The organism is Rhodococcoides kroppenstedtii (genome assembly GCF_900111805.1).
Classification (GTDB): Bacteria; Actinomycetota; Actinomycetes; order Mycobacteriales; family Mycobacteriaceae; genus Rhodococcoides; species Rhodococcoides kroppenstedtii.
This window is the reverse complement of the sequence record NZ_FOJN01000008.1, coordinates 182,841-202,966: the sequence shown is the minus strand read 5'-3', so window position 1 is coordinate 202,966 and position 20,126 is coordinate 182,841. Positions and strand designations below refer to the sequence as shown.

Here is a 20,126-nt window from a genome sequence, read left to right as displayed (position 1 = left end):
GTCCGCTACAACACTCGACGAGGCCACTCCGCCCTCGGCGGACACCCACCCATCACCCGACTGACCGCCTGAGAACAACGTGTCAGGTCACTACAACTAGAGACCGACGCGCTCGAGGAGTGCTTCGAACTCCTCCTGCGCCTGCGCCTCGCTCCGCCCCTCGCGCAGCGCGCGGTTGTAACCGGCGAGTGCCATGCGCTCGTACCGCTTGTACTTGGCCAGCCACTCCTCGGCGCGCTCACGCCAGTAGCCGATGGACGAGCAGTGCCTGGTGTCGAATCCCCACTGCTTCCGGGCGATCGCGCGCACCGCACGCGACGCGCCGGCCTCACCGGCGAACCACAGGTAGCCGACGCCGTCGGGACGCTCGAACGACGACACGGCGTCCACGAGCGCGGTGGGCGTCGCGCCGTTGCCGGCGCCGACGATCCACTCGACGGTCACATCGCCGCGGGTGACGAAGTCCTGACGGTCGGCCTCGTCGAGAATCTCCAGGACGACGTGAGCACGAGCGCCGGGAGCGAGCTGCTCGAGTGCGCGACCGACGGCCGGCAGACCGGTCTGGTCGGCAACGAGGAGCTGCCAGTCGACGTCCGCGGGAACGCAATACCAGGACCGCGGACGGGACAGCACCACCTGATGACCGGGCCGGGCGGCGCGCGCCCAGTCGGCGGCTACACCCACCTCGTGCAGAACGAAATCGACGGTCATCGTGGTGGCGGTCCGCGACCGCACCGTGTAGTTGCGGCACTCCGGACGCACCGCGAGGTCGTGATAACCCCACACGCCGCCCACCTCGGTCATCCTCGGCAGGACGTCGTCGACGGTGGGCGGAAAGTGGACGGTGACGCACTCGTCCGGAGCGGACAGGCCGACGTAGTGCTCGAGGTCCGGGCCACCGAACACGACGCGGATCATGGAGGGCGACAGTTGCTCGACGTACTGGACGATCGCCGGATAGCACCCCGGTTCCGTCTCGGTGATCGCGTCGAGCTCCAACGCTGTGGACATCGCACCTCCCCCGTCTGCTGGGCCTCCGCTACCGGATACCCGGCTGCAAGGTAAGCCTAACCATCGCAAGACGGGTCGTGCAATGGGGCGCCCTCACGGGAGGACTACCCGCGCGTCAGTTCTCCGAACAGTCCGGGACGTCCACGGTCGCGGTGCCGTCGAGGGTCTGCGGCTGCATCGGCACGCGAGCCGCCCCCGGCGCCGTCGGTTCCAGGAGCTCGAGCACCACCTCACGCGTCTGCCCGGGCTCGACCACGAGCGGGGTGTAGAACGCGGGATGGTTGCGCTCGGCGCCGGTCAACATCACCACCGGACGACCGTCGATGGTCGCCCGCGCCAGGGCGGACCCGGTGGTCGTGTAGATCGTCACCACCGACCTGTTGGTTCCGGGCGGACCCTCGTACGCCGTCGTCTCGTTCTGACGACCTGCGATGTACACGGGATAGTCCTGCGCCGGCGCCGTGTTGGTCACGGTCGCCGTCACCCGGGTCCGACGACGGTCGCCCGCACACCCTTCGGCGGTGTAGGTCACGTCGCGCTTCAAGTAGTAGTCGAGCTTGCCGCCGGCGCCGTTGTTGACGACCACCGAGGCGTACGGGGCCGGATCGTCCGGCACCTCGTGGGCGATCTTCGTGCCCGACAGCACCTGCTGGACCTGCTCGTCGGCGCTCCACACCGCGGTGTGCCCCTCGCCGACCCCCCGGCCGATCGCGTCGAGCAACGCCTGGGGGTTCGACACCGACCCGTCGAGCTTCGCGAAGACCCGTGCCGCGATCTGCTGCAGGTACTCCTTGCGCGCGGCGTTGTCGTCCTGGAACCGGAAGTAGGCCTCGGACTGCGTCTTGTTCACCACGTTGTCGCCGGTGATCTGTTCTCCGTCGGCCAACGTCACCGGACCGACCACGCTCAGGATGTAGCTCAGTGCCACCGGGTCGGTCGCCACCACACCGTCCACGACCTGGCCGGATTCCTGTTGCCAGATGGACTGCAGGATTCGCCCGGTGTAGGGGAAGTGCGGGCTCAGATTGGCGTTCTGCCAGTTGGTGGTCGCGTCGTACTGATTTCCGTACGCGCGCTGGAAATCGGGGCCGAGGTCGATCGGCTGGTAGCGGCCGCGCAATTCGGTGTTCGGTGCCAGCTCGTCGAGCGAGATCTTGCCGCGGTCCGCCGTCACCACGGCGAAGCCGCCCATGAGCCCGCCCGTGCCGCGCGACTCGGCGTTGGTCTGGAAGGCGAAGAAGTAGTTCTTCGGGCCGTCCTCCCCCAGCATCGTCGGCAGCACCTGCGCAGCGAGCGAGGTGTTGGTGACCAGACCCGCGAGATCGGCCACCTGATCCTTCAGCTGCACCCCGGCGTCGGAGACCTGCGGAATCCAGATGTCGGTGGGCGTCTGCTCCAGATCCGCGTTCACCCGGACCGTCGCCGCGGCGATGGACTCGAGCGCCGGTGCGGCCGTGCGGAGAGCCGCCAGGTCGATGGTGCCGTCGTCGGCCCGCAGTTCCGTCGGGTTCAGGGCGGACCCGACCTCGCTTGCCGGACGCAGCACGTACGCGGTCAGCGACCGGACGGAGTCGGCGAGCGAACCGACCACCGTCAACGGCTCACCGAGCCCCGGCACGGCTGCGACGACGCGCCAGATCGGCGACGTCGTGGCGTCGGCCGCCGTCGTCGACGACTCGACGGCGGCATCGGCCGCGGCTCGGCCCTCGTCCGGATCCCCCTGCAGGATCGCCGTTTTCGCCCGCTGCGCCTCGTCCCGCGCCGCAGTCAGTCCGCTGTACGCGGAGTACAGCGTCCACGCGAACCAGAGCAGCAGCGCCACCAGGACGACGAGGATGCCGACCACCCACCATCGCCGACGAGGACGGGGACCGCGGGCCGAACGGCCCGACCTCGAGTGCGCCGCAGTGGTCACGGACGCCCCAGTCCGCGGTAGGTCCAGCCGCCGCTCCGCCACACTTCGGGGTCGAGGCAGTTGCGCCCGTCGACGATGCGCTTCTCGCGCACGACACCGTCCAGGTCGTCCGGGACGAGGTCGCGGAACTCGCGCCACTCGGTGAGCACGAGCACCACGTCCGCACCGCGGCACGCCTCGAGCGTCGACGCCGAGTAGCCGAGCGTGGGGAACAGCGTGCGCGAGTTGTCCATCGCCTTCGGGTCGTAGACGGAGACACCCGCACCCTGCAGCTGCAGCTGACCGGCGACGTTGAGCGCCGGGGAGTCGCGCACGTCGTCGGAATCCGGTTTGAAAGCGCAGCCCAGCACGGCCACCCGAGCCCCGAGCAGCGTGCCGACCTGCTCGCGCACCACGTCGACCATTGCGGTCCGCCGCCGCATGTTGATGGTGTCGACCTCGCGCAGGAACGTCAGCGCTTGATCGGCGCCGAGTTCACCGGCGCGGGCCATGAACGCCCGGATGTCCTTGGGCAGGCACCCGCCGCCGAAGCCGATGCCCGCGTTGAGGAACTTGCGGCCGATGCGGTCGTCGTGGCCGATCGCGTCGGCGAGGACGGTGACGTCGGCACCGGCGGCCTCGCACACCTCGGAGATGGCGTTGATGAAGGAGATCTTGGTCGCGAGGAACGCGTTGGCGCTGGTCTTGACCAGCTCGGCGGTCGCGAGGTCGGTCACCAGGAACGGGATGCCCTCCCCCAGCAGCGTCGCGTAGACCTCACGGGCGACGTCCTCGGCGCGGCCGGGACGGTCGCGATCGACGCCCAGCACCAGCCGGTCCGGGTGCAGCGTGTCCTGCACCGCATGGCCCTCCCGCAGGAATTCCGGATTCCAGGCGACCTCGAGCTGTTCGCCGGCGGGCGAGAGCTCACGAGCGCGGGCGCCGAGCCGGGCGGCCGTGCCCACGGGCACGGTCGACTTGCCGAAGATCACGGCCGGACCGGTGATCAGGGGCGCGAGATTCTCGATCACGGCGTCGACGTAGGTGACGTCCGCGGCGAACTCGCCCTTGCGCTGCGGCGTCCCGACGGCGAGGAAGAAGACGTCACCGAACTCGGCAGCCTCGGCGTACGAGGCGGTGAAGCGGAGCCGTCCCGCCTCGATGTTCCGGGTCAGGACCTCCGGCAGACCGGGCTCCCAGAAGGGAACCTCCCCCGCCTCGAGTTTGGCCAGCTTGCTCGGGTCGACGTCCACTCCCAGGACGTCGTGCCCCAGGTCCGCCATACAGGCGGCGTGCGTCGCCCCCAAATATCCGGTTCCGATGACGACGATGCGCGTACTCACCCGAGAACCGTAAGGGGTGCGCGCCGGGCTTTCCACCGGAGCGGTCGGTTCCCGGGCAGCCCCTAGAGAATCGGCGCCGGGGTGTAGCGAGCAGCCTCCGGGTACGCCTCGGTCAGCCGACCGACGGCGTCCACCACGGCCGAGACCTGCGCGGGCGCCGCGCCGACGAAGGCGGTGCGGTCGGCCAGGGCGGCGTCGAGTTCCGCACGGTCCAGCGGCAGGCGGTCGTCGTTCGCGAGTCGGTCCAGCAGATCGGGCTCGCGACCCTCCTCGCGCATCGCCAGCGCGACGGCGACGGCATGTTCCTTGATGGCCTCGTGGGCCGTCTCGCGGCCGACACCCGCGCGCACGGCGGCCATGAGGACCTTGGTGGTGGCGAGGAACGGCAGGTAGCGATCGAGCTCGTTGGCGATGACGGCCGGGTAGGCCCCGAACTCCGCCAGCACCGTCAGGAACGTCTCCATCATCCCGTCGACGGCGAAGAAGGCGTCGGGCAGGGCCACGCGGCGGACGACGGAGCAGAAGACGTCGCCCTCGTTCCACTGCGCGCCGGCCAACTCGGCGGCCATCGACGCGTAGCCGCGCAGGACCACCTGCAGACCGTTGACCCGTTCGCACGAGCGGGTGTTCATCTTGTGGGGCATCGCGGACGAGCCGACCTGGCCCGGCTGGAAACCCTCGGTGACCAACTCGTGGCCGGCCATGAGGCGCACGGTGTGAGCGAAGGACGACTGCGCGGCGCCGATCTGTACCAGCGCGGAGACCACGTCGTGGTCGAGCGAGCGGGGGTAGACCTGACCGACGCTGGTGAAGACGTGCGCGAAGCCGAGGTGCCCGGCGACCGCGGTCTCGAGGCGGGCGAGCTTGTCCGCGTCGCCGCCGAGGAGGTCCAGCATGTCCTGAGCGGTCCCCATCGGCCCCTTGATGCCGCGGAGGGGGTAGCGGTCGATCAGCTCGCGCAGCCGCGTGAGCCCGACGAGCATCTCGTCCGCCGCCGAGGCGAACCGCTTGCCGAGGGTGGTCGCCTGGGCCGCGACGTTGTGACTGCGGCCCGCCATCACGACGTCGCTGTACTGCGCGGCGTGCTCGGCGAGACGCGCGGCCACGGCGACGCCGTGGGCGTGCACGTGCTCGAGCGAGCGCAGAATCTGCAGCTGCTCGACGTTCTCGGTGAGGTCCCGGCTGGTCAGACCCTTGTGGACGTGCTCGTGTCCGGCGAGCGCGTTGAACTCCTCGATGCGCGCCTTGACGTCGTGTCGGGTGACGCGCTCCCGGTCCGCGATGGAATCCAGATCGACCTGCCCCAGCACCCGCTCGTAGTCCGCGACGGCCTCCGCCGGAACGTCGACACCCAGCGTCGCCTGGGCGCGGAGCACCGCGATCCACAGCTGACGCTCGAGGACGATCTTGTGCTCCGGCGACCACAACCGCACCATCTCGGGGCTGGCGTAGCGGTTGGCGAGGACGTTGGGGATGCGGCTCACGTGGCGGAAGTTTACGGTCCGAGCACGCCGCCGGGTTCCAGCGGTGCGGATCCCTCGACGGCGCCGCGGAGAACGTCGTGGATCCTCGCGCGCGGGTCGACGCCGTCCTCCCCCAGCGCGCCGAGAACCAGACCGTCGACCAGGGCGAGCAACAACCGCACGTGCTCCCGGTCCGACCGGCGGCCGGCGGCCGCCAACGCGTCGGCCACCATGTCCTCGAGTTCGGCGCGCAGCCGGCAGTGCAGCCCCTGCAACTGGGGGTGGCGAGCCGCCGCCAGCACCCGCTCGTACCGGGCCACCAGCAGATCGTGCCGCTCGCCGTCGCCGTCGACGGGCCCGATCAGCAGGTCGGTCACCAACGTCACGGGGTCCTGTCCCCCGGCGGCGGTGCGATCGCGCATCTGCTCGCGGATCAGTTCGATCTCCCGGCGCCCGTTCACCTCCGCGGCGTGCGCGACGAGATCGTCGAGCGAATCGAAGTAGTAGGTGGTCGACGCCAGCGGCAGCCGGGCGCGCGCGGCGACGCTGCGGTGGCGTACCGCGTCGTACCCGCCGGTGAGCAACAGTTCCGCCGCCGCGGTCACCAAGGCTTCGCGTCGACGCCGCCCTTTGGGCGTCGACCGCGGTTCGGAGACGCTCGACATGGGACGACATGCTGCCACCGCGACGCCGTCCGCACGGGCGAAATGGGCCCCCAACCGTGTGACAGGGTTGATCGGTGGCTGCCCTCCCGCGAATCGACCTCCGCTCCGACACCGTGACCGTCCCCGACGACGAGATGCGCCGCGCCATGGCCGCGGCCGACGTCGGCGACGACGTTCTGGACCACGACCCCACCATGGCAGCGCTCGAGGAGGAGGTCGCCGCGGTCCTGGGGATGCCGGCCGCCCTGTGGATGCCCAGCGGCACCATGGGCAACGTCGCGGCGCTGATGATGCATCTGCAGCGCGGCGACAAGTTCCTCGCTCCGGAGCACGCGCACGTGCTCGGCTCGGAACTCGGTTCGGCCGCCTGGCTCGCGCAGGGCATGCCGGACATGCTGCCGCACGACGGCGGCCCCGGCCGGCCGACACCCGCGTCGGTCCGGGCCCACGTCGCACCCGGTCCCTACTTCTCGCTGCGCACCACGCTGTTGTGCCTCGAGAACACCCACAACTTCGCGGGCGGCACCGTCACCCCGGTGAGCGAGTGGCGCGCGCTCACGGCCGCGGCGACGGAGAGCGGGCTCGTGGTCCACCTCGACGGGGCTCGGCTGTGGAACGCTGCCGCGGCTCTGGGCGTCGACCCCGCGGAGCTGACCACCGGGGCGGCGACCGTCCAAGTGTGTCTGAGCAAGGGCCTCGGCGCCCCGGTGGGCTCGGTGCTCGTGTCCGACGCCGTACGGATCGCGGAAGCCCGCCGCATCCGGAAGATGCTCGGCGGCGGGGTACGCCAGGGCGGTGTGCTCGCGGCGGCGGGGCTGGTGGCCCTGCGCTCGCGGGACCGTCTGCACGACGATCACGCGCACGCTCGGCGGCTCGCCGACGGCCTGCGCGAGCGCGGCTGGGCCGCCGACGAGCCGGAGACGAATATCGTCCTGGCCACCACGGACGATCCCGCGGCCACGGTCCGGGCGCTCGCCGCGGCGGGCGTGGGTGCGGTGACGGTGGCGGGCCGAGTGCGCTTCGTGACCCACCGGGGCATCTCGGCCGAGGACATCGACGCGGCGCTGGCCGCGTGCGCTGCGCTGCCGACGGCGTAGTCCTACCGGCGCAGGTGCGGCGCCACCCGCGTGAGCGCCTCGTGCATGTCCTCGGTGGACCCCGCGAACGAAAGGCGCACGCTGCGACGACCGTCCACGGTGTCGAAGTCGAGCCCGGGCACGACCGCGACGCCCGTCCGGTCCAACAACTCGGCGCACCAGGCGGCGGAGTCGTCGGTGAGGTGGCCGAGGTCGGCGTAGACGTAGAACGCGCCGTCGGCGGGTGCGGTGCGCGTGATGCCGAGGTCCGCGAGTCCGGTCAGCAACACCTCGCGGTTGCGGGCGTAGCGCTCGACGTGCCCGTCGAGTTCGACGATCGACACGTCGTCGAACGCGGCGAGTGCGGCCACCTGCGACACTGTGGGCGGGCATACCGTCATGTTCGAGGCGAGCCGTTCGACCGCCCGGAGCAGGTCCGGCGGCACGACGGCCCAGCCCAGTCGCCACCCCGTCATGGAGAAGTACTTCGACACCGACCCCACCACGACGGCCCGGTCGGAGAACGCGCGGGCGGACCGGCACCGAACGCCGTCGTAGGTGATGCCGTGGTAGATCTCGTCGGAGATCAGCAGGGTGCCGTGCTCGTCGCACCAGCGGGCGAGCGCCGCCAGCTCGTCGGGGTCGATCACGGTGCCGGTGGGATTGGCAGGGCTCGCGACGATCAGCCCGGCCGGTGGGGCGGGGAGCGCGTCGAGCATGGCCACGGTCGGTTGGAACCGCACGCTCGCGTCGCAGTCCAGCTCGATCACCCGGCACCACAACGCGGCCAACGTGTTCCGGTACGCGGGATATCCGGGCCGGGCGACGACGACGGTGTCCCCGGCGTCGAACGCCGCCAGGAAGAGCAACGTGAAGGCCCCCGACGATCCGGTGGTGACGACGACGTCGTCCGCGGGGATCGTGACGTCCTCGTTCCGGGAGAGGTAGGCCGCGATGCGCTCGCGGAGGTCACGCAGACCGAGGGTCTCGGAGTACCCGAGCGTGTTCTCCTCGAGTGCGCGCCGCATGGCGTCGAGCACGGGACGCGGTGCGCGCGTGGACGGTTGGCCCGCGGCCAACGACACCACGTCACCCCGGGTGCGCTGCCGCCGCGCCGCGGCGGCGACCACGTCCATGACGTGGAAGGGTTCGACACGCGACCGGACCGACTCGCCCGTCACGGGATCGCGATCCGGCCCTCGGTCGCCGCGAGTCCGATGTCGGATCGGAAGTGGCCGCCGGGCAACGACACTCGCGAGAGCACGTCGTACGCCTCGGTACGCGCGGCCGCGAGGTCGGCGCCGACTCCGACCACGCTGAGGACGCGTCCGCCGGCCGAGACCAGGGCGCCGGCGTCGTTACGCGCCGTGCCCGCGTGCAGCACGCCGGGACCGTCCGCCCCGGTGATGACGTCGCCGGTCCGCGGTCGACCGGGGTAGTTCTCGGCGGCGACGACGACGGTGACGGCCGAGCCGTCCTTCCACTGCAGGGGCGGAAGCGCGTCGAGCGTGCCGGTGGCGGTGGCGTGCAGCGCGGCCCCGAGCGGGGAGTCGAGCAGCGCGAGGACGGCCTGGGTCTCGGGATCGCCGAAGCGACAGTTGAACTCGATGACGGCGGGGCCGTCGGCATCGACGGCCAGACCGGCGTAGAGCAGGCCGGAGAACGGGCAGCCGCGGCGCACCATCTCCGCCGCGACGGGGGCGACGACCTCGTCGACGATGCGCGTGACCATGTCCGCGGGCAGCCACGGCAAGGGGGTGTAGGCGCCCATGCCGCCCGTGTTGGGTCCGGTGTCGCCGTCGCCCACCCGCTTGTGGTCCTGCGCGGGCAGCAGCGGGACCACGGACTCGCCGTCGACGAGGCAGAAGAGCGAGACCTCGGGACCGGAGAAGAACGATTCGAGCAGGACCGGGTGGCCGAGTTCGAGGAGTTCGGCGGCATGGTCGCGCGCCGCCCGGCGATCGGCGGTGACGACGACGCCCTTGCCGGCGGCCAGTCCGTCGTCCTTGACCACCCAGGTGGGCCCGAAGCGGTTCAGCGCGGCGTCGAGTACGGCCGGGGTGTCGACGACCTCGCTGTGGGCGGTCCGCACCCCCGCCGTCGTCATCACGTCCTTGGCGAAGGCTTTCGAGCCCTCGATGCGGGCGGCGGCCGCGGAGGGACCGAAGCAGGCGATGCCGGCGTCGCGGACGGCGTCGGCCACCCCGAGCACCAGCGGAACCTCCGGTCCGATCACGACGAGGTCGGTGCCCAGTTCACGGGCGAGCTCGACGACGGCGGCGCCGGACGCGACGTCGACGGCGTGCACGGGCACGACGGCGGCGATGCCGGCGTTGCCGGGCGCGCACGCCACGGTGTCGACGCCGGGATCGGCGAGCAGGGCGGTGATCAGGGCATGTTCACGGGCTCCGGAGCCGATGACGAGTACGCGCACGACGAGCAGCGTACTGGCCGTGGTCTGGACAGTCGCTGTCCGATCGCGCTAATCTTCGCTTGTCCGGAAATACGGAAAAACGGAGGAAGCCGATGCGGCGCCCGATGATCCTGATGTCCACCCTCACCGTCACCGCCCTCGTCGCAACGGGATGCGCATCGGCCGAACCGGCCACCGCAGCCCCGTCACCGGCTCCCGCCGACGACTGCCCTGCTCCCCCCGCCGCCGGGTTCGACACCCCCGACGGCTGGATCGGCCTGGCCGCCGAGCGCCCCGAGGACATCGCGTTCGTCGTCGACACCGGAGACTCCTCGGTGGCGGCGCGAGCCAACCGCGATCAACCCCTTGCCAGCGCCGTCAAGGTCGTGCATCTGGTCGCCTACGCCCGTGCCGTCGCCGACGGCACGCTCGATCCCGACGAGCAGGTGCCCGTCCTGGACTGGCAGCGCTGGTACGCACCGGGCACCGACGGCGGCGCCCACATCGCCGCCCTGAACCGTCTCGGCATTCCGAACGACGGGACGAGCCCGCTCGACCCGGCCGCGACCGTGCGTCTCGACGACATGGTCTCGGCGATGGTCCGCGAATCCGACAACGGCGTGCCGGACTACCTGCGCTACCGACTCGGCGACGACGCCCTCCGCGCCGCGGCGTCGGCAGCCGGGTGGACGGACTTCACCCCGCCCACCCTCGTCGGCACCAACCTCGGGGCACTGGATCCGACCGTCGACCGCGACGACCTGTGGTCGCTCGCCCAGCGCTTCGCGTTCGACGCCGACTTCCGCGCCGGGTACGCCCAGAACGTCACGCCGCCGGACGAGGCCGCGATCCTGGCGTACTACGACCGCTACGGGCCGCGAGGATCGGCGGACGACCTCGCCCGCGTGTACCGGGCCGTCGCCGACGGTTCCCTCGGCGCCGGCGTCGACGACGTCCGTCGTCAGCTGGAATGGCAGTCCGCACCGGAGCCCTTCACCGCCATGGGGTTCAAGGGCGGCAATCTGCCGGGCGTGCTCACCCACGGGTTCGAGTTCCGCGGTGACGACGGCCGGACCGCCGTCGTGGTCTGGCTGACGCACGGTCTGGACGCCGCGGACTACGGTGCGGCCATGGAGAATCTCGCGGCCCACCAGCAACTGCTGGTCGACGCGGCCACCGACCCTGCCGTCGTGCCCCGATTGGCGTGCGTGGCGTGAGCGACGTCGCCGACCGGCTCGCGGCGCTCGAGGCACGGGTCGCGGCCCTCGAGGCGGCCGGCGGCCCCGACGCCTCGGTGTCGGCGTCCGACCCGCACCCGCCCACCGGCGGCGCGGTCGGCTACTCGGGCGAGGTCCACCTGGCCGGAGACGTCTCGTGGTCCATGACGTACTCCCCCGACGGCGTGCTCGGCCTGCCGCCGGAGCGCTCCGTCGAGGTCTTGGCGGCGCTCGGACATCCGGTGCGCTTCGCGATCGTCCGGGCGCTGCTGCGGGGACCGATGTCGGCGACGGCGCTGCAGGAGTCCCTCGACTCGACGTCGGCGGGTCGGCTGTACCACCACCTCAAGGCGCTCACGGGCGCCCGCATCGTGGACCAGCAGGCGCGCGGCGACTACCGCCTGGCGCCCCGGACCGTCGTTCCTGCGCTGGTGCTCATGATGGCCTCGGCCGACATCGCGGGCGAGTTGCGCTGAGCGCCTAGGCTCACGTGCATGGCAACCCTCTTCTCGTCGATCATCGCCGGCGACATCCCCGGTCGCTTCGTCTGGGAGGACGACGACGTCGTCGCGTTCCTCACCATCGCCCCCGTCACGCAGGGCCACACCCTGGTGGTCCCCCGCGCCGAGATCGACCAGTGGCAGGACGTGGATCCCGTGACGTTCGGGTCGCTGACCAACGTTGCCCAGACCGTCGGCAAGGCGGTGCGGTCGGCGTTCGACGCACCGCGAGCCGGGTTGCTGATCGCCGGACTCGAGGTCCCGCACCTGCACCTGCACGTCTTCCCCGCCTACGACATGGGGAACTTCGACATCTCCGGCGCCGATCCGTCGCCGACGACGGAGTCGCTCGACGAAGCACAGGAGAAGATCAAGGCCGCGCTGACGGCCCTCGGACACGGTCAGCACGTCCCGACGCGCTGACCGACGGGAGCCCGCGGGCCGTATGACCTCCTTCGCGCTCGGTGTCGGCATCGGGCTCTCCCTCATAGTCGCCATCGGCGCGCAGAACGCCTTCGTGCTGCGCCAGGGCATCGCCCGCCGACACGTCGCCCTCGTCGTCGCCATCTGCGCGGTGTCCGACGCCGTCCTCATCACCGCGGGTGTGGCCGGCGTCGGGGCCGTGGTCGACCGACTCCCCGTTCTCGTCACCGTCGTCACCGTGGCCGGCGCGGTGTTCCTCCTCACCTACGGAGCCCTCGCGTTCCGGCGTGCGCTGCGCCCGTCGGCGCTCGTCCTCGGCGACGACCACGCCGTGGCGTCGAGGCGCACGGTGGCGCTGACCGCGCTGGCCCTCACGTGGCTCAACCCGCACGTGTACCTCGACACGATGGTGTTTCTCGGCTCGGTCGCCAACCGCGAAACCGGCTCGGGCCGTTGGTGGTTCGCCGGTGGTGCCGTCGTCGCGAGCCTGGTGTGGTTCTCGACTCTCGGCGTCGGCGCCCGGTTCCTGACCCCGGTGTTCGCCCGGCCCGGCGCCTGGCGCGTCCTCGACCTCGCCGTCGGCGTGGTGATGGTCGTGATCGCGGTGGTCCTGATCACCGGGCTGTGACCGTTCCGCTTGCTACCGTGGATGCAAGCCCGTGCACGACGGGCCCGGACGAGCGCACCGTACCCGGCAGGCGACAAGACGGTGCAGGAGAGTCGTCATGGCCTGGATCGTTCTGCTCGTGTCCGGAATCCTCGAAGCCGTCTGGGCCACCGCCCTCGGCCGATCCGCAGGATTCACCCGCCTCACCCCCACGATCGTCTTCGCGGTGGCCCTGGTCCTCAGCATGGTCGGACTGGCCGTCGCCATGCGATCCATCCCCACCGGCACCGCCTACGCCGTCTGGGTGGGCATCGGCGCCTCGTTGACGGTGGCCTACGCCATGATCACCGGTGCCGAGACGGCGTCGCTGCTGCGCATCGCGCTGATCATCGGCCTGGTGGGGTGCGTGATCGGGTTGAAGCTGGCGCACTGACGCTCGGCTCTCGATCCTCGTCCCGACGGTGTGCACCAGCGGTTACAGTGACCGCATGAATTGGGTGACCGCCGTGACGATGCCGGTGCGGGTGGGCCTCGCGGTCGCCGAATCCGCTGTCGGCGTTGCCGAATCGGCCGTCGCTACCACCCGCATGGCTCTCGCCGCGGGCGCGTCCGGATCCTTGGACGCGGTGGCGCTGGCCAACCCGCGCGGCGGCCCGCTTCAACTGCTGGCACAGCTGGCCGAACTGACGTCGGACGACCGCGCGCTCGGCCACGCGCTGCGCCCCGGCGGGCCGTTGGACCGGCTGCTCGAACCGGGCGGTGCGGTCGATCGACTGACCAGTCGCGGCGGCACTCTCGACCGGCTGCTCGAGCCGGGCGGTCCGCTCGAGCGCATCATGGCGGAGGACGGTCCGCTGGTGCGCATTCTCGCCGAGGACGGTCCGCTCGATCGGCTGCTGGCCGAGGGCGGACTACTGGACCGCTTGACGGCTCCCGACGGACCGCTCGAGCGGCTCACCGCCTCCGACGGGCCCGTCGAACTCCTCACCAAGGAGAACGGCGTGCTCGAGACCCTCATGCGTCAGGACGGCGTGGTCGATCGAGCGATCCGCGACGGCGGCCTCCTCGAGACCTTGATCGGTGACGACGGCGCCATCGCCCGCCTCACCGCCAAGAACGGTCCGCTCGATCAGTTGGTGACCGTCGCCGAGTCGCTCAGCTCCCTGGCGCCGAACCTCGAGCGCATGAGCGTGAGCGTGGAGATCCTGCAGGACACGGTCGACGTGCTGGCCGCCGCGGTCAATCCGCTGGGTGAACTGGTGGGCAAGCTGCCGAGCCGGTGGGTGAAGTCGCGGGGAGCCGTGGAGCCGCGGACCGGAGAGGTGCGCGGCGCGCTGAAGGGTCCCGCCGTCGGGCGCTGATCGACACCCGAATCGTGTGCAGTTGTCCGCCTCCGGCGCGGACTACTGCACAGGATTGCCGGAGCGGACCGCCTCGACGGCGGCCGCCCGGTCTGGCCAGGACTGCGCCTCGCGGTCGAGCCCGCTGAGGGTGATGGGCCGGCGCGCGGCGGGGTGCGGCGCGACGAACGCCGCGGTCGCGCCGGTCGGGAGATGTCCGAGCGTGCGCAGCAGCACCGTGATGCCGCTCGAGGACAGGAAGGACACCCCGGCGAGGTCGACGACGAGTCCACCGTCCGCCGACGAGGCGGCCTCGAACGCGACGTCGGCCAGTCGGCGCGCCGAGATCATGTCGACTTCCCCGTCGACGACGACGACGGACACCCCGTCCTCGTCGGTCACGGCGACGTCGAAGACGCCGCGCGTCGGGCTGTCGGTCATGATGGCGAGGTTACATCGATCACGCAGCGGTGCGGACCACCCACGGTCCGAGCGGCCGTAACCGACCGATGACGACGGCCGACGATGGGGTACAGGACTTTCATGGACAGCGCTCGCGGACAGCAGATCGACTACCGGAACACGAACGGGGTCGCATCGTCGTCGTGGGCACAGTCCGATATCGCCACCGCCGAGACCGCGCGGCACCTGCGGTCCACGATGGCCGCGTGGCTGGACTCTCGACCGGTCGGGGACCTCGGCAACGACATCGTGCTCGCGATGTACGAGGCCGTCGCCAACTGCGTCGAGCATGCTTACTCGGGCGCCGCGCCGGGGCCGGTCTCGGTGACCGCCACGCACGCGGACTCGACGTTGACGCTCACGGTGTCCGACGCCGGCACGTGGCAGCAGCCCATCGATCGCCCCCTCCGCGGCCACGGACTGGGACTGCTGCGGGCCGTCGCCGACACGGTGGCCGTGGACCACGACGGGCCACACGGCACCACGGTGACCCTGACGTGGAATCTGTCGGACACCTCGCCTCGAGGACGGGGATCGTGACGGCATTCTCCGACGACCGCGCCGATCTCGCGGACCATCTGGAGACGGCGCCACTGGCGTACCTCGTCGTGCGCGCCGACGACCACACCGTCGTCTACGCCAACGCCGTGGCGCGTCGTCTGTTCACGCGACCGGTCGTCGGAGCCGCGGTCGGCTCGCTCGTCGACGGCGCCGACGGACCCGTCCTCGACGCCCTGATCGCCGCCGCACCCCGCGCGGACGACGAAACCCCGGCCACGTCGGCCACCGTTCGCCTCCTCACGGCGTCGGGTCCGGTGAGCGCGGATCTCGCGGCCAATCGCGGCCCGGACGCCACCGTGCGGATCGCGGCGTCGGTCTCCGGCGAGGACCGCGTCCGCGATCGGGCCCTGGCCGAGGCGTTGTCCGCACGGTCGGCCACGGCAGCGGCGCTCACCCGGTCCCGCGACGCGCTCGTCGAGTCCGAGCGGGCACGCGCCAGCGAGCACCTCGAGGGTGCGCAGATCCGGTCGTTGGCGACCGTTCTCCAACGGTCGCTCCTGCCGCCCGTCCTGGCGTCCCCGCCGGGAATGGAGACCGCGGCGTACTACCACCACGCGTCGCCGGACGAGGTCGGCGGCGACTTCTACGATGTCTTTCCCCTCGACGGGCAGGCCTGGGGGTTCTTCCTCGGCGACGTGAGCGGCAAGGGCGCGGGCGCCGCCGCCGTCACGTCCCTCACCCGCTACACGCTGCGCGCGGCCGCGGTGTTCGACCGGAACCCGATCTCGGTTCTGCAGAACCTCAATGCCGTCCTGCTCCCCGAGTTCCGCGGCGACGACCCCCGGTTCTGCACCGTCGTCTACGGCACGGTCGTCCCGTCCGCCGAGGGTGCCGTGGTCGACCTGGCGGGGGGCGGGCACCCACCCCCGTTGCACGTCCGCGCGGACGGCACCGCCCGCTACGTCGACGATCTGCTCGGCGGTCAGTTGGTCGGGGGCCTGCCCACGCCGCACTTCACGTCGCACCGTCTCGTCCTGTCTCCCGGCGACGTCCTGCTCCTCTATTCGGACGGGGTCACCGAGGCGCGGGTCGGCGGCGGTCGGTACGACGACGGCGGCGACTTCCGCACCTACGTCGAGGACTCCGCGCCGACCACGGCCACCGCCCTCGTCGACCACGTCACGACGCTCGTCGAGGGATTCGGCGACGGTCTTCAGGACGACGCCGCGTTGTTGGCTCTCGGAATGCCGCACGGCGCGTCGTCCGATCGCTGACGGCGTGCGCTCCGGACCACACTTCGCGGTCCCATCCGGTCGTCCGAGGATTCCGAATACCGAGAGACCAGCAGGAGAGACGTAGGCGCGACGCCGGGGCCTCGAGAATGCCGCCTCCACCTGACCAGACCCTCGTGACCGGGAGGACGTGCGAGATGAACGACCGTGCGCCGCGTACCGACGGACGCTTCGCCCCCGGCCGGCGTGAGCCCGATCCGGACCTGGTCGACCTCGCTTACCTCTGCGCGCTGGATGCCATGTCCGCGTCCGAGCGGTTCGAGACGATGACGCGTCTGGGTGACGACGACGTCACCCGGCAGCGTTTCGACGACATCGTGCGCGACATCCGCGAGACCATGGCGATCTCCGCGTACAGCACCGAGACACCGGCCCCGCCGGACCTGCGGACGCGCATCCTCGGGGCGGCGGCCGACACCGCCCAGGTGGCACCGGACGGGTCGTCCCAGATAACGACGGACGGGTCGTCCGATTCCGTTGTCGTGCCGCTGTCCTCGCCGTCCGGTCGACGCCGGGGTGGTGCCGACCGGTCCGGCCGTCTCCGCTGGGCCGCGGCCGCCGCGGCGGCGGTGGTCGTCGTGGGCGTCGGCGGCGCGATCGCGGTGCAGACCGGCACCGACCCGTCGGGGCCGGCCGCAGTGACCGCATTGGAAGCGCCCGTGACCGGCGGCGGCACGCTCGAGGTGGAGTACACGCCCGGCAGCGATCGGGCGATCGTGCAGATGGACGGCGTGAACGCTCCTCCCGCCGGCTCGGTGTATCAGCTCTGGATCATCGACGGAGGGCCCGTCTCGGCGGGGACGATGGACGCGACGACGGTCGACGAGGCCGCGTCCGTGCCCGTCGCGGGTGCGTCCGCGGTGTCGGTGACGGTCGAACCCACCGGCGGCTCGCCCTTCCCCACCTCCGCGGCCATCGCGCGCGTCGATCTGACCTGACGGTTCGAACACAGGTTCGATTCTTGGTAGGCTGACGGCAGTCCGCAGCCGCCCCGACGTCAGACCTTCCCTCGTGACGTGTGAGCTCCTCGAGGAGTCGTCATGATGAACCGCCGACGCCGCCTGCACCTCATGCCTGACGGCAACTGGCACGAGGAAGCGCCGCACACCTGCGCCAACGGCCATGTGCTGCAGGCCCGTTCGGTGCTGGTGGGCGCCCGGGCCTGCGGGTGCGGCATCGGTCACCATCGCACCCATCACTGTCGGACGTGTGGTGACACCGTGTTCTCCCCGCCGCTCGGGGAGACGTGTACGGACGGCACCTTCGACGGGCGGGCGGGGCGGGCGACACGGGCAGACCGGACGCCGGGCCTAGCTGCGGGTGAGGAGTGACCGCAGGAAGAACGTGAGGTTGGCCGGACGCTCGGCGAGGCGCCGCATGAAGTAGCCGTACCACTGCGTGCCGAAGGGCACGTACACGCGGACGTGGTTGCCCACCTCCACGAGTCGTCGTTGTTCGGCGTCCCGAATGCCGTAGAGCATCTGATATTCCATCCGGTCGGCCGAGCGTCCCGTGCGGGCGGCGGCGTCGATCATGCGTGGGTCGTGGGTGGCCACCATGGGGTAGCCCTCCCCCTCTGCCAGGATGCGCAGGCACCGTTCGTAGGACGCGTCGACCTCGTCGGTGGACTGGAACGCGACCGAGGCCGGTTCGCGGTACGCGCCCTTGCAGAGCCGCACGCGGGAGCCTGGTCCCGCGAGGTCGCGGCAGTCCTGTTCGGTGCGGCGCAGGTACGCCTGCACCACCACGCCGAGGCTCGGGAAGTCGCGGCGCAGTTCCTGCACGATCGCGAGGGCGCCGTCGGTGGTGGTGTGGTCCTCGGCGTCGACCGTGACCCACACGCCCGCGGCATCGGCGGCGGCACAGATCTTCTGGGCGTTGGCCAGGGCGACCGCGTGCCCGTCGCCGGGCAGCGAGCGGCCCAGTGCGGACAGTTTCAGCGAGACCTCGAGAGGCCGGATCGGCGCCGACGACGTCACGGGCAGTCCCGCGAACGCCTGCAGGAGCGAGAGGTAGGCCTCGACGGTGGCGGTGGCCGCGGCGGCGTCCGTGGTGTCCTCGCCGAGGTGGTCGACGCTGACGTACCGGCCGGAGTCCACCAGGTCGCGGACCGCGGTCAGGACCTCGGTCTCGGTGCTGCCGGGCACGAAGCGGTCGACCACCGGGCGGGTCAACCGCGAGGTGGAGACGACGCGCTCGAGGCGGGGTGAGCGGCCGGCCGCGAGCAGGACCGGGCGCAACGGATGCGTGGTCATCACTGGACTCCCTGGTGGGGGTAGGTGTGGTCGGTCGGCGGGACGAACGTCTCCTTGAGCGTGCGGGCCGATGCCCAGCGCAGGAGGTTCTGCGGGGATCCCGCCTTGTCGTTGGTGCCGGAGGCGCGAGCGCCGCCGAACGGCTGTTGCCCGACGACGGCGCCCGTGGGCTTGTCGTTGACGTAGAAGTTGCCGGCGGCGAAACGCAGCGCGTGCGTGGCCTTCTCGACGGCCGTGCGGTCGGTCGCGATCACCGATCCGGTCAGGGCGTAGCGTGACCCGCCGTCGACGGCGCGCAGGATGTCGGCGAAGGCGTCGGGCTTCGCGTCGTCGTAGACGTGGACGGCGAGGATGGGGCCGAAGTACTCGGTGGAGAAGGCCTCGTCGGTGGGGTCGTCGCCGAGCAGCACCGTGGGGTCGACGAAGAATCCTTCGCTGTCGTCACACGCGCCGCCGGCGGCGACGGTCAGACCGGGCACCTGCTTGGCCCGCTCGAGGGCGGCGGCGTTGCGCGCGAACGCCTTCCGGTCGATCACGGCGCCGCCGAAGTTCGACAGGTCGGCGACGTCGCCGTAGCGCAGCGAGGACGCGGTCTCGATCAGCCGGTCGCCCATGACCTTCCACACCGAGGCCGGTACGAACGCGCGCGAGGCGGCCGAGCACTTCTGCCCCTGGTAGTCGAAGGCCCCGCGGATCAACGCGGTGGTGAGGACGTCGGGATCGGCGGAGGCGTGGGCGACGACGAAGTCCTTGCCGCCGGTCTCCCCGACCAAGCGCGGGTAGCTGTCGTAGCGGGCGATGTTCTCGCCGACCGTGCGCCACAGGTGCTGGAAAGTGGCCGTGGATCCGGTGAAGTGGATCCCCGCGAGTCGACGGTCGTTCAGGGCGACCTCGGAGACGGTGGGGCCGTCGCCGTGCACCAGGTTGATCACCCCCGGCGGAAGCCCGGCGGCTTCGAGCAACTGCAGCGTCAGGTAGGCGGCCACCGACTGCGTGGGCGACGGCTTCCACAGCACGGTGTTGCCCATGAGAGCGGGCGCGGTGGGCAGGTTGCCGGCGATCGCGGTGAAGTTGAACGGCGTGATCGCGTAGACGAATCCCTCGAGCGGCCGGTACTCGACGCGGTTCCACACGCCGGGGCTCGACACGGGCTGGTCGGTGAGGATCTGCCGGGCGAAGGACACGTTGAAGCGCCAGAAGTCGATCAGCTCGCAGGGCGAATCGATCTCGGCCTGGTACGCGCTCTTCGACTGCCCGAGCATCGTGGCGGCGGCGATCGTCTCCCGCCACGGCCCGGCGAGCAGGTCCGCGGCACGCAGGAACACGGCGGCGCGATCGTCGAAGGACAGGTCGCGCCACACCGGGGCGGCTGCGGCGGCCGCGTCGATCGCCCGCGCGACGTCCTCCCGAGTGGAGTGGGCGAACGTGCCGAGCACGGCGGCGTGGCGGTGCGGTTGCACCACGTCGGTGCGCTCACCGCCGCCGTCGGAATGCACTCCCCCGACGACCTGCTTGATCTCGGTGCGGTTCGCGGACAGGTGTGCGAGCCGGTCGACGAGCCGGTCGCGTTCCGGCGAACCGGGTGCGTAGGTGTGCACCGGCTCGTTGGTCGGGGCGGGAACGGCGGTGACGGCGTCCACGGTGGGCCTCCAGGGCTCGGGGGT

Annotated in this window: 20 protein-coding genes and 1 riboswitch; of the genes, 10 read left to right on the top strand and 10 right to left on the bottom strand. The window is 71.4% G+C overall.

All coding sequences use genetic code 11. From position 1 onward, the window contains the following. Positions 1–96: 96 nt before the first annotated feature. From BMZ18_RS11360 to BMZ18_RS11340, 5 genes are all read right to left on the bottom strand, one after another. Positions 97–1,011: a siderophore-interacting protein gene (locus BMZ18_RS11360; protein WP_068364052.1), complete on the bottom strand. Its 915-nt coding sequence runs from the start codon at positions 1,009–1,011 to the stop codon at positions 97–99. Between the two features lie 115 nt (positions 1,012–1,126). After that, positions 1,127–2,857 carry a DUF4012 domain-containing protein gene (locus BMZ18_RS11355; RefSeq protein ID WP_082895077.1) on the bottom strand — a complete coding sequence of 577 codons (1,731 nt, stop codon included), beginning with the start codon at positions 2,855–2,857 and terminating at the stop codon, positions 1,127–1,129. A gap of 65 nt (positions 2,858–2,922) precedes the next feature. Continuing rightward, positions 2,923–4,248 (bottom strand): UDP-glucose dehydrogenase family protein, encoded by a 1,326-nt coding sequence (locus BMZ18_RS11350; protein ID WP_074922182.1) that lies wholly within the window; start codon positions 4,246–4,248, stop codon positions 2,923–2,925. Positions 4,249–4,310: 62 nt separating this feature from the next. Continuing rightward, complete coding sequence (gene purB, locus BMZ18_RS11345; protein ID WP_068364047.1) at positions 4,311–5,732, bottom strand: adenylosuccinate lyase; 1,422 nt, start codon at positions 5,730–5,732, stop codon at positions 4,311–4,313. A gap of 11 nt (positions 5,733–5,743) precedes the next feature. Next, positions 5,744–6,376, bottom strand: coding sequence for a TetR/AcrR family transcriptional regulator (locus tag BMZ18_RS11340; protein ID WP_068364045.1), 633 nt, complete (start codon positions 6,374–6,376; stop codon positions 5,744–5,746). Between the two features lie 74 nt (positions 6,377–6,450). Here BMZ18_RS11340 and BMZ18_RS11335 point away from each other — a divergent pair, with 74 nt between their 5' ends. After that, a complete protein-coding gene (locus BMZ18_RS11335; RefSeq protein WP_068364042.1) occupies positions 6,451–7,473 on the top strand; it encodes a threonine aldolase family protein in 1,023 nt (340 codons plus the stop codon). Between the two features lie 2 nt (positions 7,474–7,475). On the opposite strand, the gene BMZ18_RS11330 is transcribed toward BMZ18_RS11335, so the two are convergent. Both BMZ18_RS11330 and purD read right to left on the bottom strand, forming a co-directional pair. After that, the gene (locus BMZ18_RS11330) at positions 7,476–8,588 is read right to left on the bottom strand and encodes a pyridoxal phosphate-dependent aminotransferase (RefSeq protein ID WP_068364054.1); all 1,113 of its coding nucleotides are present in this window, start codon (positions 8,586–8,588) and stop codon (positions 7,476–7,478) included. Between the two features lie 41 nt (positions 8,589–8,629). Further along, a complete protein-coding gene (purD, locus tag BMZ18_RS11325; RefSeq protein ID WP_068364039.1) occupies positions 8,630–9,886 on the bottom strand; it encodes a phosphoribosylamine--glycine ligase in 1,257 nt (418 codons plus the stop codon). Positions 9,887–9,978: 92 nt separating this feature from the next. Here purD and BMZ18_RS11320 point away from each other — a divergent pair, with 92 nt between their 5' ends. The 6 genes from BMZ18_RS11320 to BMZ18_RS11295 all read left to right on the top strand — a co-directional run bounded on the left by BMZ18_RS11320 (position 9,979) and on the right by BMZ18_RS11295 (position 13,973). Beyond that, the gene (locus BMZ18_RS11320; RefSeq protein ID WP_068364036.1) at positions 9,979–11,082 is read left to right on the top strand and encodes a serine hydrolase; all 1,104 of its coding nucleotides are present in this window, start codon (positions 9,979–9,981) and stop codon (positions 11,080–11,082) included. Beyond that, positions 11,079–11,558 (top strand): ArsR/SmtB family transcription factor, encoded by a 480-nt coding sequence (locus tag BMZ18_RS11315; RefSeq protein WP_068106294.1) that lies wholly within the window; start codon positions 11,079–11,081, stop codon positions 11,556–11,558. Before BMZ18_RS11320 ends, BMZ18_RS11315 begins: the two co-directional genes overlap by 4 nt. An 18-nt stretch (positions 11,559–11,576) precedes the next feature. Continuing rightward, entirely contained in the window at positions 11,577–12,005 is a 429-nt protein-coding gene (locus tag BMZ18_RS11310) for an HIT family protein (RefSeq protein WP_068364034.1), read from the top strand. Positions 12,006–12,027: 22 nt separating this feature from the next. After that, complete coding sequence (locus BMZ18_RS11305) at positions 12,028–12,633, top strand: LysE/ArgO family amino acid transporter (RefSeq protein ID WP_068364032.1); 606 nt, start codon at positions 12,028–12,030, stop codon at positions 12,631–12,633. Between the two features lie 23 nt (positions 12,634–12,656). Continuing rightward, positions 12,657–12,721: riboswitch (guanidine-III (ykkC-III) riboswitch) on the top strand. Between the two features lie 9 nt (positions 12,722–12,730). After that, positions 12,731–13,045: a DMT family transporter gene (locus BMZ18_RS11300; protein ID WP_068364030.1), complete on the top strand. Its 315-nt coding sequence runs from the start codon at positions 12,731–12,733 to the stop codon at positions 13,043–13,045. Between the two features lie 55 nt (positions 13,046–13,100). Then, positions 13,101–13,973, top strand: a complete 873-nt coding sequence (locus BMZ18_RS11295; protein ID WP_068364025.1) for an ABC transporter — start codon at positions 13,101–13,103, stop codon at positions 13,971–13,973. Between the two features lie 42 nt (positions 13,974–14,015). On the opposite strand, the gene BMZ18_RS11290 is transcribed toward BMZ18_RS11295, so the two are convergent. Beyond that, complete coding sequence (locus BMZ18_RS11290) at positions 14,016–14,393, bottom strand: STAS domain-containing protein (protein WP_068364018.1); 378 nt, start codon at positions 14,391–14,393, stop codon at positions 14,016–14,018. Between the two features lie 102 nt (positions 14,394–14,495). On the opposite strand from BMZ18_RS11290, the gene BMZ18_RS11285 reads away from it, so the two are divergent. The 3 genes from BMZ18_RS11285 to BMZ18_RS11275 all read left to right on the top strand — a co-directional run bounded on the left by BMZ18_RS11285 (position 14,496) and on the right by BMZ18_RS11275 (position 17,145). Beyond that, a complete protein-coding gene (locus BMZ18_RS11285; RefSeq protein WP_068364013.1) occupies positions 14,496–14,954 on the top strand; it encodes an ATP-binding protein in 459 nt (152 codons plus the stop codon). Beyond that, positions 14,951–16,189, top strand: coding sequence for a PP2C family protein-serine/threonine phosphatase (locus BMZ18_RS11280; protein ID WP_068364010.1), 1,239 nt, complete (start codon positions 14,951–14,953; stop codon positions 16,187–16,189). Before BMZ18_RS11285 ends, BMZ18_RS11280 begins: the two co-directional genes overlap by 4 nt. A 155-nt stretch (positions 16,190–16,344) precedes the next feature. Further along, positions 16,345–17,145 (top strand): anti-sigma factor, encoded by an 801-nt coding sequence (locus tag BMZ18_RS11275; RefSeq protein WP_068364005.1) that lies wholly within the window; start codon positions 16,345–16,347, stop codon positions 17,143–17,145. A 372-nt stretch (positions 17,146–17,517) separates the two neighbouring features. Here the strand turns inward: BMZ18_RS11275 and BMZ18_RS11270 are convergent, their stop codons facing one another. Both BMZ18_RS11270 and pruA read right to left on the bottom strand, forming a co-directional pair. Continuing rightward, complete coding sequence (locus tag BMZ18_RS11270; protein WP_068365341.1) at positions 17,518–18,462, bottom strand: proline dehydrogenase family protein; 945 nt, start codon at positions 18,460–18,462, stop codon at positions 17,518–17,520. Further along, complete coding sequence (gene pruA / locus BMZ18_RS11265; RefSeq protein WP_068365338.1) at positions 18,462–20,102, bottom strand: L-glutamate gamma-semialdehyde dehydrogenase; 1,641 nt, start codon at positions 20,100–20,102, stop codon at positions 18,462–18,464. Before pruA ends, BMZ18_RS11270 begins: the two co-directional genes overlap by 1 nt. Positions 20,103–20,126: the final 24 nt, after the last annotated feature.